Genomic DNA, 14,348 nt, shown 5'->3' with positions numbered 1-14,348 from the left:
ATGACGCTTAACGAGCTCCAACAGCGATTCAGTCAGGCACTCCTCTATCAAAGCACCGGAGAGGACTGTGACATTTTATCCGATCATTTTACCGCGATTGATCGAGTCCAGATCTACCGAAATAACTTTGTTGTTAGCTTATCTGAGGTACTAGCAGCTTGCTATCCTATAACACGCCAACTGGTTGGTGATGAGTGTTTTGATTCGATGGCAAAGCACCATATTACTCAACATCCTCCGCGCTCCGGTAATGTTATGAGTTATGGAGCCGGGTTTGCTGACTCTGTGAGCCAACTTGAAAACATCACACTTGCTGTGCCATATCTGCTGGATGTGATGTCGATTGAATGGTCATTGGACGAACTGCAAAGAGCACAAGACGTTACTTTAAAAGAAGATCTGGAACCTATCGTCAATTTGGCGTCCGTGCCAGAAAGTCAACATTCAGACTTAGTGTTTCATGTGAAACCTTCTAGTCACTTAATCTACTCGAATTATGCCATCGGTAGTCTTTTCCAAGCAGTAAAAGACCATGAATTCGATAACCTAGACATTAACCAAGCCGAAACGCTACTCATGGTTAAACGAGGTTCTGCTCAACCAACGCTACACATTCTGAATAATCAACTTCAACAGCTATGGGTCGAGATAAGCCATGGCAATCCATTAAAGCGAATAAATCCCGCTCTACTATCTGAACTACCAAACTTGCTTACGTGGGACGTTGTAGCCGGGTTCACTCTATTCGACGAAAGCAATCCAAGGAGTATGGTATGAATACGAAAGTAACACACTGGCTCACGATTTATGACAACCTTATCGAAGCGCTACAACGCGGCTTTGTGCCCTTATTATTAGTGTTCTGTCGACTTTGGGTTTCATGGGTATTTTTTAATTCGGGACTCACCAAGATTGCTTCCTGGGACAGTACTCTCTACTTGTTTGAGTATGAGTATCACGTCCCTCTTATTCCTTGGGAGCTAGCGGCTTATATGGGAACAGCAGCAGAATTGGTGTTGCCTGTCTTCATGGTTCTCGGTTTGTTTACCCGCCCAATGGCAGCAATATTATTTGTGTTTAATATCATTGCGGTTGTTTCTTACCCGCTACTTTGGGAAAAAGGCTTTTATGATCATCAATTATGGGGACTAATGATCTTGATAGTTGTCGTTTGGGGACCGGGACCAATATCTGCAGATAAACTTATCCGCTCTAAATTCAATTAGCATTAATAAGAATGGAAAAAATAACCCCGCTTAGATAAGCGGGGTTATTTTGGGATGTGATTTATTTATTCGCCAGAAACTCTTTAAGTTCTTCTGCGGAAATACCTTGGTCAGAAAGTTCTTTCGCTAATAACTGAACTTGTTCACCTTTGCGAGACTCAATGACTCTCTGAAATTGATACACGATATCACGCAACATGTGGATTGGTACTTGTTTAGCGGCACTGCGGATGCGCTCTTCGCTCTGATTGCCTAATTCATTAAGCAATTTACCAAACATGATTTTTTCTGGAGACTCTTCCATCTGCTCGAGAATGCGAGCCATTTCGTAAGTTGTCAAAGACATTACTGCGTTTATCCAGTTAATAATTAATACGGTGTGTTTATTGCTAAATATACACCTGTTTCTTTAATTGGAAAACAAAATCGTTTTTTAATTAGCCGATTTTTACAGTTTGATGCCAACCTTTGCCAACTTTCGATCTTAGGATAAATAACGCAGGCAACACTAACCACATTTGCATTGCGATCATATACGGCGCATCAAGACCCGCTCTTTGCATCGTCCCCACGAGTAATCCAGAGCCACTCATTTGAAACAGACCCAACAATGCTGCAGCTGTACCCGCTTTATCTCCAAATGGTGCCAACGCTTTTCCTGCGGAAGCTCCTAGAATCAACGCGAAGCCAATTGACGACATAATCACAGGAAGCATAAATGATGCAGGTGTTGCAAAACGTGCACCCCACGCCATTAACCCACCAGCAACTAATAGTGTGGTAATACCTAATTGTAGTGTTTTGTGAGTACCTATTTTATCCATAATCTTAGGCGCTAGCATACATGCCGCAATGTTAAAGACCGCATTCAAACCAAACCAGTAGGTAAACTCATTCATCGTTAGTCCCATCTTGTCCATCAAAACCACTGGGGCTGAGGTGACATAAGCTAAGATAACACCCATGGCTAATAAGCATAACGACGCATGGAAAACGAACGTCGGAGTTCGCAGTACATCGATGTAGCGCGACAGCGCAAAGTACTGCTGTCCTTCTTGTTTAGGGTTGGTCTCCCGCATGTTGAATAGCACTAAAACACCAACGAACAGCGCGAAGCCAGCCATAAAGCTAAAGTTAGCACGCCAGCCATATTGTTGGGTCAGGTAGCTGCCCAAGATCGGTGCTAACGCAGGAATAAAGCAGATAGCGCCATTAAGATAACTGATCACCTTGCCGCTTTTCTCTGGCCCATACATGTCGCGAACGGTTGCAAAGGCTGCCACAGATGTCGCGCACGCACCTAAGCCTTGCAGCAACCTAGCAGCAAGCATCCAATCAATTGATTGAGCCGCCCACGCCAAGCAAGCACTCAATCCATAGATAGCTATACCGCCGAGAGCAACCGTTCGACGTCCAAGTTTATCCGCAAGGGGACCTGCAAACACTTGTCCTACACCCATAGCAAATAGGAACCACGTAATCGTATCTTGCGCTAACGTATGCTCTACATCGAAAGCCGTAGAGATTTGTGTTAGCGCTGGAAGATAAATATCGATAGCCAGTGGGCTAAAGAATACCAGCATAACTAACGCTGCGATTTGGATTTTTGACGGTGCCGTTTGCAAGGTATTTGCCTCTTACAGATAAGATAACTTTAGATTGTTTGCGCAGAGTTTAGTCTTGTTATGATATGAACAGAAATGGTTTATACTCATTAGCATTATTCCCGCTAGGAATGTCTTAACATGAACCTCGAAAAGCTGAGCCGAATTGATCTTAACTTATTGTTGTGTCTGAATGTGTTGCTTGAAGAATGTAACGTGACTCGCGCTGCGAACCGCTTATGCCTAAGTCAATCGGCCGTTAGTAAATCACTTGCCAAACTCAGAGTGCTTTTCGACGACCCATTATTTACTCGCCATGCACATGGTCTGGTGCCTACACCACGGGCATTGCAGCTCAAACCTAAGCTCGAAGTTCTAGTGACTCACATGCAATCGATAACTGAACCACCCGAGTTCTCGCCTACTACCAGTGAATATCGATTCCATATTGCGGCGGTAGAAAGCGTTTATCCGCTTATTATGCCGCACTTCTTACCAGCTATTTTTGGACAAGGACCAAACCTCAGCATTAGCACCCACTCTTGGACTGAGCTGACGTTTGAAAGAATGCAAAAAGGTGAACTTGATTTAGGGATTACAGGTAAAGACATCGATATTAGAGATGCAGTTCGAACCATGTATCCACCTGATGATATCCAAGAGCTTGAAGTGTATCGTGACAACCAAATGTGTTTAGTCCGCGCAAATCACCCTGTGCTATCTAAGCCTTGGAATTTGGAAACCTACTTGTCGCTTCGCCATGTACAAGTTCGTTGTGATGGAAGTGATCGATGGTTATTAGACTACAAACTCTCAGATATGGGCAGAGAGCGCGATATCGCCATCACCGTTCCTGACTTCAATAACGCCGCAGCACTTTGTAGTTACACCGACTTCGTTTTTACCGCACCTCGACACTTCGTACACCTAGTCGCGGAACAGATGGGGCTTACCGTGCTTCCTTTACCTTTAGAGTTTCCTCCGATGGCGTACACACTCTTTTGGCATAAGGACAGAAATCGCGATCCCGCGTTAACTTGGCTGATTGATATTATCCGTCAGAAGACATTACACCTGAGATAACCCGTATAACGTTTGACGTCGGGTTTTGATTGTTGAAACCTTATTTCGCAGCCACCGGAATCGATTGTATATGGGCGCCAAAAGCGCTAGCTTATAGGGCAAATACTACCAGGTGACTTGTTTCGCCATGATGAAGGAATAACAGATGCAGGAACAAATTTCTCGCCGAGTTGAGCTGGTTCAAGCTTGGCTCGTTGCAAACGATCTTGATGCGTTTATCGTCGCACACGAAGACGAGTACTTGGGCGAATATGTACCCGCTCATAATGAGCGTCTACATTGGCTAACACAGTTTACTGGTTCAGCAGGCGCTGCTGTTGTGACTCGCGAAAATGCGGCCATTTTTGTCGATGGCCGTTATACGGTGCAAGTAAGAAAACAAGTACCTGATGGTATTTTTGAATACTGCCACCTCATTGAGCGACCACCAACTAAATGGGTAACCGAGACACTTCCTGTCGGTTCTCGTATTGGTATAGACCCACGCATGCACCGTGGCAGCTGGTATCAAGGTGCCTTAGTTCAATTGGGTAGTAAGTTCGAACTGGTCGCAACAGAACAAAACCCAATCGACATTAATTGGAGCGATCGTCCAGAACCTCAGCTAAGCCAAGTTCGTTTAATGCCTATTGAAAAAGTAGGACAAAGTAGTCAAGACAAGCGTACAGCTCTAGGGCAATCACTAGTGGCCTCTGACGCTGATGCCGCTATCATTACTGAATTGGATTCGATTTGCTGGCTTCTGAACGTACGTGGGCTTGATGTATCTCGTCTGCCAGTCTTACTGGCGCATGCAATCCTCTACTCCGATGGCTCAACAAAGTTCTTCATTGATGAGTCACGAATTGACGACCGTGCGGCATTCGACGTTCACGTAGGCAACGGAGTTGAAGTATGTAGCCCTTGCGATTTAGAGCGAGCTCTTGAGGCTCTATCTGGCAAAAAAGTCACCTTGGACCCAGCAACCAGTAATGCTTGGTTCCAACTAAAGCTTGAGGCTTTCGGAGCGAAACAGTTACAACTTGCCGACCCTTGTCTAATGCCAAAAGCGGCTAAAAATGATGTAGAAATCGAAGGAATGAAAGCTAGTCACATCCGAGATGGTGCTGCGATGGTTAAGTTCCTCTCTTGGTTGGACAAAGAAGTAGCTAGTGGAAATCTCTATAATGAAGCTATTCTCTCCGATAAGTTAGAATCATTCCGTCAACTCGATAGCTCACTCGTCGACCTTAGCTTTGACACGATTTCCGCCTCTGCAGGAAATGCCGCGATGTGTCACTACAACCATGAAAACCAAGAAGTCCCTGGTGCGATTATTAAAGATACGCTATATCTGGTTGACTCAGGTGGCCAGTATCTTGATGGTACTACCGATATCACAAGAACAATCGCTATTGGTTCACCTTCAGAAGAAATGAAGCGCCAGTTTACATTGGTATTGAAAGGTCATATTGCTCTTGCTTCCGCCCTATTCCCCAACGGAACCTGTGGTCACCAGTTAGATGTTTTAGCCCGTCAGCATTTGTGGGCAAATGGTTTTGACTATGACCACGGTACTGGCCATGGTGTTGGACATTTCTTAAGTGTTCATGAAGGACCACAACGCATTGCTAAAGCAGTGAATAACACTCCACTCATTGCCGGTATGGTACTGTCAAACGAACCTGGATACTATCGTGCTGATGAGTTTGGCATCCGTATCGAGAATTTGGAACTGGTTGTCGAGAAATCGACACAAGGTGATGCTAGCATGCTTGGTTTTGATTCGTTGACTCGTTGCCCTATCGATAAGCGAAATATCGTTAGCTCATTGTTAACGGATGAAGAAATCAACTGGCTGGATTCGTATCACCGTAAAGTGTTTGATGAGGTAGCGCCACTTGTTGAAGGTGAGGCGCTTGATTGGTTAGAGCAAGCCTGCGCATCGCTTGTTCGCTAGCTTACCCGAGAGATTACAAAGGAGCTGGTCAACAGCTCCTTTTTTTGTTTCACGTGAAACACTCGATAGACTATACCGGTTTATCCTGAATAGGATTGGTGCCAATCTTTCCAAACCGGTTCCATTCCAACCTGCTTAACAGACTCTGCAACAAGACGAGCGCTACGTTCATCACTAATAGCAAACTGTTCAAGCTCTTCTTCTTCATTAGCGTAACCACCAGGCTGTGTTTTTGATGCCGCACTGATACTGGTGATTCCTAGTGGATAAACATGGTCTCGAAAAGTTGGAGATTCACGTGTAGACAGAGAAAGCTCAACTTCATTGTTAAACAATCTATAAGCACATATTAGTTGCACTAACTGTTTATCTGTCATTACAGATTTTGGTTGCAACGCACCTTCACAGGGTCTTAGCCTTGGAAAAGAGATAGAGTAACGAGACTTCCAATAACGGCCTTCTAAGTACTGTAAGTGTGCTGCTACAAAAAAGCAGTCCGTGCGCCACTCTTCTAAGCCGATCAACGAGCCAATACCAATCTTATCGATACCTGCTTTCGCTAATCTATCAGGTGTATCTAACCGATAATCAAAATCCATCTTGTTGCCACGCAAATGATGTTCGGCATAGGTTCTGCGATTATAGGTTTCTTGATACACCATAACCGCATCCAAACCACTATGCTTTAGCTCAGCATACTCTCTTTGCGCCAAAGGTTGAACTTCCATTGCTAGGTAGCTGAAGTGCTTTTTGATTGCAGGAAGAACTTGCTTGAAATACTTCATCCCTACTTTGTTTTCATGCTCTCCCGTTACCAACAGTATATTGTCAAATCCCATAGATTTAATCACATTGCATTCAGCATTGATTTCCTCTTCAGAGAGTGTCTTACGCTTAATGCGGTTTTCCATTGAGAAGCCACAATAGGTACATGCATTGGCACAGAGATTAGACAGGTACAATGGAATGTACATCGACATGGTATGTCCAAAACGCTTACGAGTAAGCGCAAAAGAGCGCTGCGCTAACTGCTCTAAGTACGGCTCTGCCACCGGAGAAATTAACGCCTTAAAGTCTTCAAGATCTAACTTGGTTTTACTCAAAGCACGCTGAACGTCTCTTTCTGTTTTCGAGTATATTGATAGACGAACGTCGTCCCAGTTGTACTTAGCGTGTTCCTCAACAAAACTCATCGTTTCACCTTTATCTATCGAACTCACATTGAATCAAGAAAAGCGGTTAGCGGGCTGGATGCCACCGCGTGGTTTACCGTTCCTGCTAGGCCACTTTCATAGGCCAAACGCCCAGATTCGACTGCGAGCTTAAATGCACGAGCCATTTGAACTGGATCTGCCGCCGCGGCAATCGCTGTATTCACCAACACAGCGTCTGCGCCCATTTCCATTGCCAACGCAGCATGAGAAGGCGCGCCGATTCCGGCATCAACAACCACTGGTACGTTAGCCTGCTCGATTATAATTTCTAAGAAATCACGACTTACCAAACCTTTGTTACTACCAATGGGTGCTCCCAAAGGCATCACCGCAGCACAACCCACTTCTTCTAGATGCTTGCATAACGTAGGATCTGAGTGGCAGTAAGGAAGCACAACAAACCCGTCTTTTACTAACTGCTCCGCCGCCTTCAAGGTCTCAATAGGATCTGGTAGCAAGTATTTTGGGTCTGGATGAATTTCAAGTTTCAGCCAATTTGTGCCTAACGCTTCGCGCGCTAAGTGCGCAGCAAAGACGGCATCTTTTGCGTTCTTCGCCCCAGATGTATTAGGTAATAGGTTTACGTTATTACCAATAAGTGGACTTAGGATGTCGTCATCTTGTTGGTTTAGGTCAACACGTTTAAGTGCCATGGTTGCCAACTCTGACTGACTTTCAGCAATAGCTGCAATCATGAGTGACTTATCGGCGAACTTTCCCGTTCCAGTAAACAAACGTGAGTTAAAGGTCTTTCCTGCGATAGTGAGCATATTAGCCTCCTGCGATAGCTTGGAAAACATTGATGGACATGTTGGATTTGACTGTGAAATCCGACCATTTGGCTCTTGGTATAATTTCATCGTCTACTGCTACCGCGCAGCCTTGCGTTTCAATATCTAGCTCTTTAAGTACGCTAATGAGGTTAAGCTCGTGAGAGGTTTCTTTCGGTGCGTTATTTACGGTAAATTGGATCATTTTTGATTCCTGTTGTTATCTTCGAATCACGGCAAACTGAACACGTCTCATCATGAGAAATCTTAAGAGACTGCCACTGTCCAGTTAAGCCATCAAATAGCTTCAATTCAGGGTGACTGCTGTTACCTAAGTCTGTAATGACCTTTAGCGCCTCTAAAGCTTGATAGACGCCCATCATCCCCACTACTGGTCCCATTACACTCGACTCAGAACATTTCATTGCCCTATCAAGTTCTTCGAATGGATAGAGGCAGTGATAACAAGGTGTGGCTAGTTTAGAGAACTGAAATACCGCCAATTGACCACTCCAACCTATCGCGGCGGCAGTCACTAGAGCTTTGCGATTCTCAACACAGGCTTTGTTTATTGCCTGCCGAGTTTCTATATTGTCAGTACAGTCAATCACAACATCTGCCAAGGACACCTCGAGCGCTAATTGGCTACCGTGCAAACGACGCTTAATGGTCCTAACATTAATGTCTGAGTTTTGTGCCTTGAGAAAATCAGCCAGAGTTTTTACTTTGGATTGCCCAACCTCATTTGAACGATAGGTAATTTGTCTCGGTAAGTTCGACAGCTCGATATCATCATCATCAGCGATAACGATTCTTCCTACTCCCGCTCCAGCTATATACATGCTTGCTGCTGTTCCTAATCCACCACACCCAACAATTAGTACATGACTTTCACAAATCGCCGCTTGGCCGTTTTCACCGACATTGGGCAAGCTCAACTGCCTTAGATATTGTTGAAACTGTTTATCGGAGACCATCACGCTCTCCTGCCATTATTAGTGAGAACTCATCGATAACGTGCTGAGTATCAGCCGCTAATGTTAACGCTCTCACTACCGCTAGGCTGGTAACACCACAATCCCAAACAGGTTTAGCGGTTTGCAGATCAATACCGCCAATAGCAACTGTCGGGTAACCAAGCTTCTCTCCATATTGAATAGAGTCGATCAATTGCTGATACAGAGCGAGTCGTACCAACCCCTGAGGTCTTGATGGCATGACTTTAGTGGTTGTCGGAAAGATGTGACCTAATGCGATGTAGCTGGGATGAATTTGGACCACTCGAAGCAGTTCATAATAGCCATGGGTAGAAAGACCAAGCGCGATATTGTTGGATGCCAACAAGGTAAGCTCTGCAGTCTCTATATCTTCTTGACCTAGATGTACACCAAAGGCGCCATACTCAATAGCCAATTGCCAGTAGTCATTGATAAATACTTGCGCGTCATACTGCTCACCCAATTGAATGGCTTTCTGAATCTGCTGAGCAAGATTAGGGTAATCAGGGTCTTTGATTCTTAATTGAATCGTCTTTATACCTTGTTTCAGTAAGCGCTCAATCCACTCTACGTTATCAACAACCGGGTACAGCCCAAGACTGCTTTTAGATAACGTCGGAAATACGGATGTGGAGGCTCTCACTGCCCATCCCACTTTAATAGCTAGATGAGAGTTTTCTATCACCGGAGTGAAGAACTGCTCCCTTGTTGATGGCCATGTTTCACGTGAAACACTTCCTGCTCTAGCTAACATAACAGCATCTTCAAGAGGAAAATCCAACACAATAGAGACAATAAACCAAGCAAAGTGCTCTTGAGCATCAATTAACGATAGCGCTCCCGATGACGCCTTAATCACCTCTTCACGACAAGACCATATATCCTTGCGTTCAAACTCCGAATGAACATCAATATAAACGTCTCCAAGCGTCATTGACTGTATCACCTTGGGGAAATCGCTTTCTACAAAACCATGGTGATAGTGAAGTCGATAGTCCGCCTCATTATTCATTTGCACTGATAGCAGATCAGAACTGATGATTTGGCGACGTTCAGAGTCATCAATGTGAATAACATCCGACTCTTTGACTTCTGATATCTGAATATCTTCGATATCAAAGCCTACACTCTGCGCTAACGACAGAACATGACGAACGCGTTCAATAAGATCTTGATGATTAGATGGGATTAAAAGTGTCAACGGAAGCTCCTTCGCTTACTCTTCAGTTACGGCTGGATGATAGAGTTCGGCGCCCGTAGCTCTGAACTCTTTAGATTTTTGACGCATACCTTCCAATGGATCATCAATCAATTTGATGTCGATGCTCTCAGCCCCTTGCTGCTCTTTGGCGTATTCTCTAACTTCTTGAGATATTTTCATTGAGCAGAATTTAGGTCCGCACATAGAACAAAAGTGAGCGACTTTTCCGGACTCCTGAGGGAGAGTCTCATCGTGAAATTGACGCGCGGTATCAGGGTCTAATGACAAGTTAAACTGGTCTTCCCAACGGAACTCAAAACGAGCCTTTGACAAAGCGTTGTCTCGAATTTGTGCACCAGGATGCCCTTTAGCTAAGTCGGCAGCGTGAGCGGCGAGCTTATAGGTGATAAGCCCCGTTTTTACATCGTCTTTGTTTGGTAGACCGAGGTGTTCTTTGGGAGTGACGTAGCACAGCATAGCGCACCCGTACCAGCCAATCATAGCCGCACCAATACCTGACGTAATGTGGTCATACCCTGGTGCAATATCTGTTGTGAGTGGACCCAACGTGTAGAATGGTGCTTCGTGACAATGCTCCAGTTGCTCTTCCATATTCTCTTTGATCATATGCATTGGAACATGGCCTGGACCTTCAATAATTACTTGTACATCGTGTTCCCAAGCAATTTTAGTGAGTTTCCCAAGTGTGCGTAATTCGGCAAACTGAGCTTCATCATTGGCATCCGCAATAGAGCCAGGGCGTAAGCCATCTCCTAAGGAAAGAGCCACGTCATAGCGTGCACATATCTCACAGATTTCTTTGAAGTTGGTATAGAGGAAACTCTCCTCGTGGTGGGCAAGACACCACTTAGCAATAATGGATCCGCCGCGAGATACGATTCCAGTAACACGTTTAGCAGTCATCGGAATATGACTCAGAAGTAAGCCAGCATGTATAGTAAAGTAGTCTACGCCCTGCTCTGCTTGCTCGATAAGCGTATCACGCATAACTTCCCAAGTAAGATTTTCAGCAACCCCATTCACCTTCTCTAAGGCTTGATACATAGGAACCGTACCAATTGGCACTGGGCTATTTCTTAATATCCACTCTCTGGTTTCGTGGATATTACGGCCCGTCGACAAATCCATTACCGTATCGGCTCCCCAACGAGTGCCCCAAACAAGTTTTTCTACTTCTTCTTCAATCGATGAAGTTACTGATGAATTGCCGATATTGGCATTAACCTTCACCAAGAAATTGCGTCCAATGATCATTGGCTCTGACTCGGGGTGGTTAATATTGGAAGGAATGATCGCGCGCCCTTCAGCGACCTCTTTTCGAACGAATTCTGGCGTAATCTCTTTAGGTAGGTTAGCACCAAAGTGCTGACCCGGATGCTGCTGGGTGAGCATTTCATCATTGAGTTTTTGACGTCCCATATTCTCGCGTATCGCGATGTATTCCATTTCAGGGGTAATGATGCCTTTCCTAGCATAATGGAGCTGAGTAACACATGCGCCCTCTACACCTCGTCGGGTACGGGGAAGCTGGCCATAGCGAAGCTCATCAAGCGTCTCATCCTCAAGTCTCTCTTTGGCAAATTCAGAGCTCACACCGGCTAATACTTCCGTATCAGAACGTTCATCAATCCATTGTTCTCTTAACTTTGGTAGGCCTGAATAGAGGTCAATATGGTGGTTTGGATCAGTATAAACACCGGACGTGTCATAGACATGAATAGGTTCGTTGGGAACATAGATAGGATTATCTTGACTGCCTCCTATTAGGCTATCGGCCAACGATATCTCGCGCATAGGGACTTGTATGTCACTGCGGCTACCTTGAATATAGGTCTTCTGAGAGTTTGGATAGGGAGTCACCGATAGCGTATCGATGAAGTTTTTTGCTTCCAGTCTGCTTTGCTTACGTGTCGACATAGCATTTCCTTATATATCATATAGTTATAAAAGATAAATGCTTGACGGATGTGTGAGTACAAGAGGTATCAACCACAATAGCTTGCGCTATTTGATAAATAAAAGAGGGAGGGTTTCCATTTTATTTCTCCTGTTCCCTTCGCTGGTACTAACCAGATCAGGTTCAACGGATCCCGAATTAACGGTCTCAGCCCTAAGGCACTCCGACAAGTATTGAAGCGATTATAGAATAATTAGTTCCGATTTTTCAACCAAACTATGTATCTTTTTGTTTAACTTTTGATCAGCAACTGAAACCCTATCCAGCATGCAGAGATACTTAGAACCACATTGAGTAGAACATTAAGTCCCATTTTCAAAAATGCTCCCTGTTGCATCAAGAGTACATTGTCCATGGAAAACGTAGAAAAGGTAGTTAAAGCGCCAAGAAACCCAAGACCTATTATTTGACGCCATGGTTCTGGGGCAAGTACCTCAGTCTCAAAAGCGGCTATGAGTAACCCCATAATAAACGAACCAACTACGTTAACGGTAAGTGTCCCATAAGGGAACCCTCGACCAAAAAGTACAATACATAATTCTGAAACTAAGTAGCGTGAGCATGCACCAAAAGCACCACCTATCGCTATAAAACCTAAAACTGCAAACTGACCCATCATCGAGTACCTAAAATTAAATGCCTATAGAGCTAATAGTATACGAACACTTGATGATTTCGACAGAAGTCAGCGAAAATTATGTTTTCATAAGACACAGATAGTCTATCGTTTGTAGTCAAAATTTAAAACGTTACAGGAGTCACTTTTAACTCACTTTGACGTATCCCATTAGTCCTGTCTTCATATGTTCAATAACATGACAGTGATACATCCAGCTTCCAGGGTTATCTGCAACAAATGCAACTTTTGCTCTGCCGTTTTTTCCAAGTAACACAGTGTCGGTATGAAATGGCTCGACCTCTTTGTCATCCAGCTCAAGCACTGTAAAAGTATGACCATGTAGATGAATAGGATGGTGATACTGTGTGACATTTCTGAGATCGAAAATATAAGTACGGCCCAACTCCAACTCTGCAATAGGATCTGGTATTTTATCTTTACTCATGCCTTCCCAAGCTCTTTTGTTCATTAACCAGAACTTAGGTATAGCTTTACCGCCTTTACTTGCTGGAGTAACAGCCCCTTCCCACTCGAAGACAAAGTCCTTGGTGATGGCATTCGATAGGTCAGGCTTTGGAATTGGGTTTAATGGTAAGGATGGTATCTTTTGTTCCTTAGCAACGCCCTCACCTTTGACTGAGAAAGAACAAAGAGGAAATGGGAAGTTACCCTTTAGGTGGCGAACATAAACTGTAGAACCATCTTGCTTAGGGGCAACTATGGCCAAATCAAGACGCATACCTGGGCCCATTTTATGGTCAGTAAGCTTATACGGAGTGGATATTGGGTTTCCATCGATAGCAATTACCCAAGCTGTCGCACCTTCTACAGCGATCTTATAAGTTAAGGTATTATCAACATTTACCACACGCGCTCTAATAAGCCCGTTAGGACGAACTTTGTAATTAGGTTCATTGGTACCATTAACTGTTCCCCACTCACCAGGAGTACCCATACGAGCGCTATATCGGGGAATCATTAGCTGCTTCCAATTACCTTTTTTGTCTATGTGCCAATTTTTTAATACTAATTCCATATCATGATCGAATTCTAAAGGCTCGCTCTCTTCAACAATAAGCGCTCCAACCAATCCCTTGCCGAGTTGAACCACGCTATTCATATGAGGGTGATACCAAAAGGTTCCGGCATCTGGCGGCGTAAATTCATAGATAAAGGTTTCATTAGGCATTATCGGGGGCTGACTTAGGAAAGGTACGCCATCCATCTCGATAGGTATTCGAAGTCCGTGCCAGTGAATCGTCGTGGGTTCGTCTAGCTTGTTAGTGAAACGAATGACTACCTTCTGTCCTTGCTTGCAGCGAATTGTGGGCGCAGGAATTTGGCCGTTAAAGCCTAAGACCTCGGTTTGATATCCTGGAACAAGTTCTGCAGTCGTAGGTTGCGCCGTCAGATCATAAACGATGCGATCTTGTGACTCAGAGACTTTTGTTAATGAGCACCCAGGGATAGCAGCTATAGCAGAAAATGATAATGAGCTTTTTAAGAAAGTACGACGAGATAGATTCATTCTAATAGTCCTTTTTTTTGACCTATTAGATAATGATTCTCAATTACTTGCAATCAACTTAATTGATAGATGTGAATGAAGACTTGAATGGCTATATGAAAACTATGATAAATATCAGACTGTTACGACTTGAGGTAAAAATCCGTTTAAGTCGATAATAACAGCACTAAGGAAGTGAATTACTAAAC

At 44.2% G+C, this 14,348-nt stretch carries 14 protein-coding genes and 1 riboswitch; of the genes, 4 read left to right on the top strand and 10 right to left on the bottom strand.

Annotated elements, in window-relative coordinates:
- Together OH456_RS25585 and OH456_RS25580 are read left to right on the top strand one after the other, a co-directional pair.
- Positions 1 to 777, top strand: a complete 777-nt coding sequence (locus OH456_RS25585; RefSeq protein ID WP_124940442.1) for an HvfC/BufC N-terminal domain-containing protein — start codon at positions 1 to 3, stop codon at positions 775 to 777.
- Positions 774 to 1,226 (top strand): DoxX family protein, encoded by a 453-nt coding sequence (locus tag OH456_RS25580; protein ID WP_006074595.1) that lies wholly within the window; start codon positions 774 to 776, stop codon positions 1,224 to 1,226. Before OH456_RS25585 ends, OH456_RS25580 begins: the two co-directional genes overlap by 4 nt.
- Before the next feature lie 61 nt (positions 1,227 to 1,287).
- On the opposite strand, the gene tsrA is transcribed toward OH456_RS25580, so the two are convergent.
- Entirely contained in the window at positions 1,288 to 1,572 is a 285-nt protein-coding gene (gene tsrA, locus OH456_RS25575; protein WP_006074597.1) for an H-NS-like global regulator TsrA, read from the bottom strand.
- Between the two features lie 91 nt (positions 1,573 to 1,663).
- The gene (locus tag OH456_RS25570) at positions 1,664 to 2,809 is read right to left on the bottom strand and encodes a multidrug effflux MFS transporter (protein ID WP_050798653.1); all 1,146 of its coding nucleotides are present in this window, start codon (positions 2,807 to 2,809) and stop codon (positions 1,664 to 1,666) included.
- Positions 2,810 to 2,971: 162 nt separating this feature from the next.
- On the opposite strand from OH456_RS25570, the gene OH456_RS25565 reads away from it, so the two are divergent.
- Both OH456_RS25565 and OH456_RS25560 read left to right on the top strand, forming a co-directional pair.
- The gene (locus OH456_RS25565; protein WP_062463567.1) at positions 2,972 to 3,913 is read left to right on the top strand and encodes a LysR family transcriptional regulator; all 942 of its coding nucleotides are present in this window, start codon (positions 2,972 to 2,974) and stop codon (positions 3,911 to 3,913) included.
- A 145-nt stretch (positions 3,914 to 4,058) separates the two neighbouring features.
- The gene (locus tag OH456_RS25560; RefSeq protein WP_270034457.1) at positions 4,059 to 5,852 is read left to right on the top strand and encodes an aminopeptidase P family protein; all 1,794 of its coding nucleotides are present in this window, start codon (positions 4,059 to 4,061) and stop codon (positions 5,850 to 5,852) included.
- An 80-nt stretch (positions 5,853 to 5,932) separates the two neighbouring features.
- On the opposite strand, the gene thiH is transcribed toward OH456_RS25560, so the two are convergent.
- From thiH to OH456_RS25520, 8 genes are all read right to left on the bottom strand, one after another.
- Positions 5,933 to 7,045: a 2-iminoacetate synthase ThiH gene (gene thiH / locus OH456_RS25555; RefSeq protein WP_270034456.1), complete on the bottom strand. Its 1,113-nt coding sequence runs from the start codon at positions 7,043 to 7,045 to the stop codon at positions 5,933 to 5,935.
- Between the two features lie 23 nt (positions 7,046 to 7,068).
- Positions 7,069 to 7,836 (bottom strand): thiazole synthase, encoded by a 768-nt coding sequence (locus tag OH456_RS25550; RefSeq protein WP_107307584.1) that lies wholly within the window; start codon positions 7,834 to 7,836, stop codon positions 7,069 to 7,071.
- A 1-nt stretch (position 7,837) separates the two neighbouring features.
- A complete protein-coding gene (gene thiS / locus OH456_RS25545; RefSeq protein WP_124940446.1) occupies positions 7,838 to 8,041 on the bottom strand; it encodes a sulfur carrier protein ThiS in 204 nt (67 codons plus the stop codon).
- Positions 8,019 to 8,813 carry a HesA/MoeB/ThiF family protein gene (locus OH456_RS25540; RefSeq protein WP_006074606.1) on the bottom strand — a complete coding sequence of 265 codons (795 nt, stop codon included), beginning with the start codon at positions 8,811 to 8,813 and terminating at the stop codon, positions 8,019 to 8,021. The genes thiS and OH456_RS25540 overlap by 23 nt, the downstream gene beginning before the upstream one ends.
- Positions 8,800 to 10,035: a thiamine phosphate synthase gene (locus OH456_RS25535; RefSeq protein WP_270034454.1), complete on the bottom strand. Its 1,236-nt coding sequence runs from the start codon at positions 10,033 to 10,035 to the stop codon at positions 8,800 to 8,802. Before OH456_RS25535 ends, OH456_RS25540 begins: the two co-directional genes overlap by 14 nt.
- 15 nt (positions 10,036 to 10,050) lie before the next feature.
- Positions 10,051 to 11,973 (bottom strand): phosphomethylpyrimidine synthase ThiC, encoded by a 1,923-nt coding sequence (gene thiC, locus OH456_RS25530; protein WP_270034453.1) that lies wholly within the window; start codon positions 11,971 to 11,973, stop codon positions 10,051 to 10,053.
- Between the two features lie 117 nt (positions 11,974 to 12,090).
- A riboswitch (TPP riboswitch) is annotated at positions 12,091 to 12,189 on the bottom strand.
- Positions 12,190 to 12,245: 56 nt separating this feature from the next.
- The gene (crcB, locus tag OH456_RS25525) at positions 12,246 to 12,629 is read right to left on the bottom strand and encodes a fluoride efflux transporter CrcB (protein WP_006074609.1); all 384 of its coding nucleotides are present in this window, start codon (positions 12,627 to 12,629) and stop codon (positions 12,246 to 12,248) included.
- Positions 12,630 to 12,777: 148 nt separating this feature from the next.
- Positions 12,778 to 14,160: a multicopper oxidase family protein gene (locus OH456_RS25520; protein ID WP_270034452.1), complete on the bottom strand. Its 1,383-nt coding sequence runs from the start codon at positions 14,158 to 14,160 to the stop codon at positions 12,778 to 12,780.
- Positions 14,161 to 14,348 lie beyond the last annotated feature (188 nt).

It is taken from the genome of Vibrio sp. La 4.2.2, from assembly GCF_027586995.1.
Taxonomy (GTDB): domain Bacteria; phylum Pseudomonadota; class Gammaproteobacteria; order Enterobacterales; family Vibrionaceae; genus Vibrio; species Vibrio mediterranei.
The sequence above is the reverse complement of the archived record's forward strand: the minus strand, read 5'-3'. Positions and strand labels throughout refer to the sequence as shown.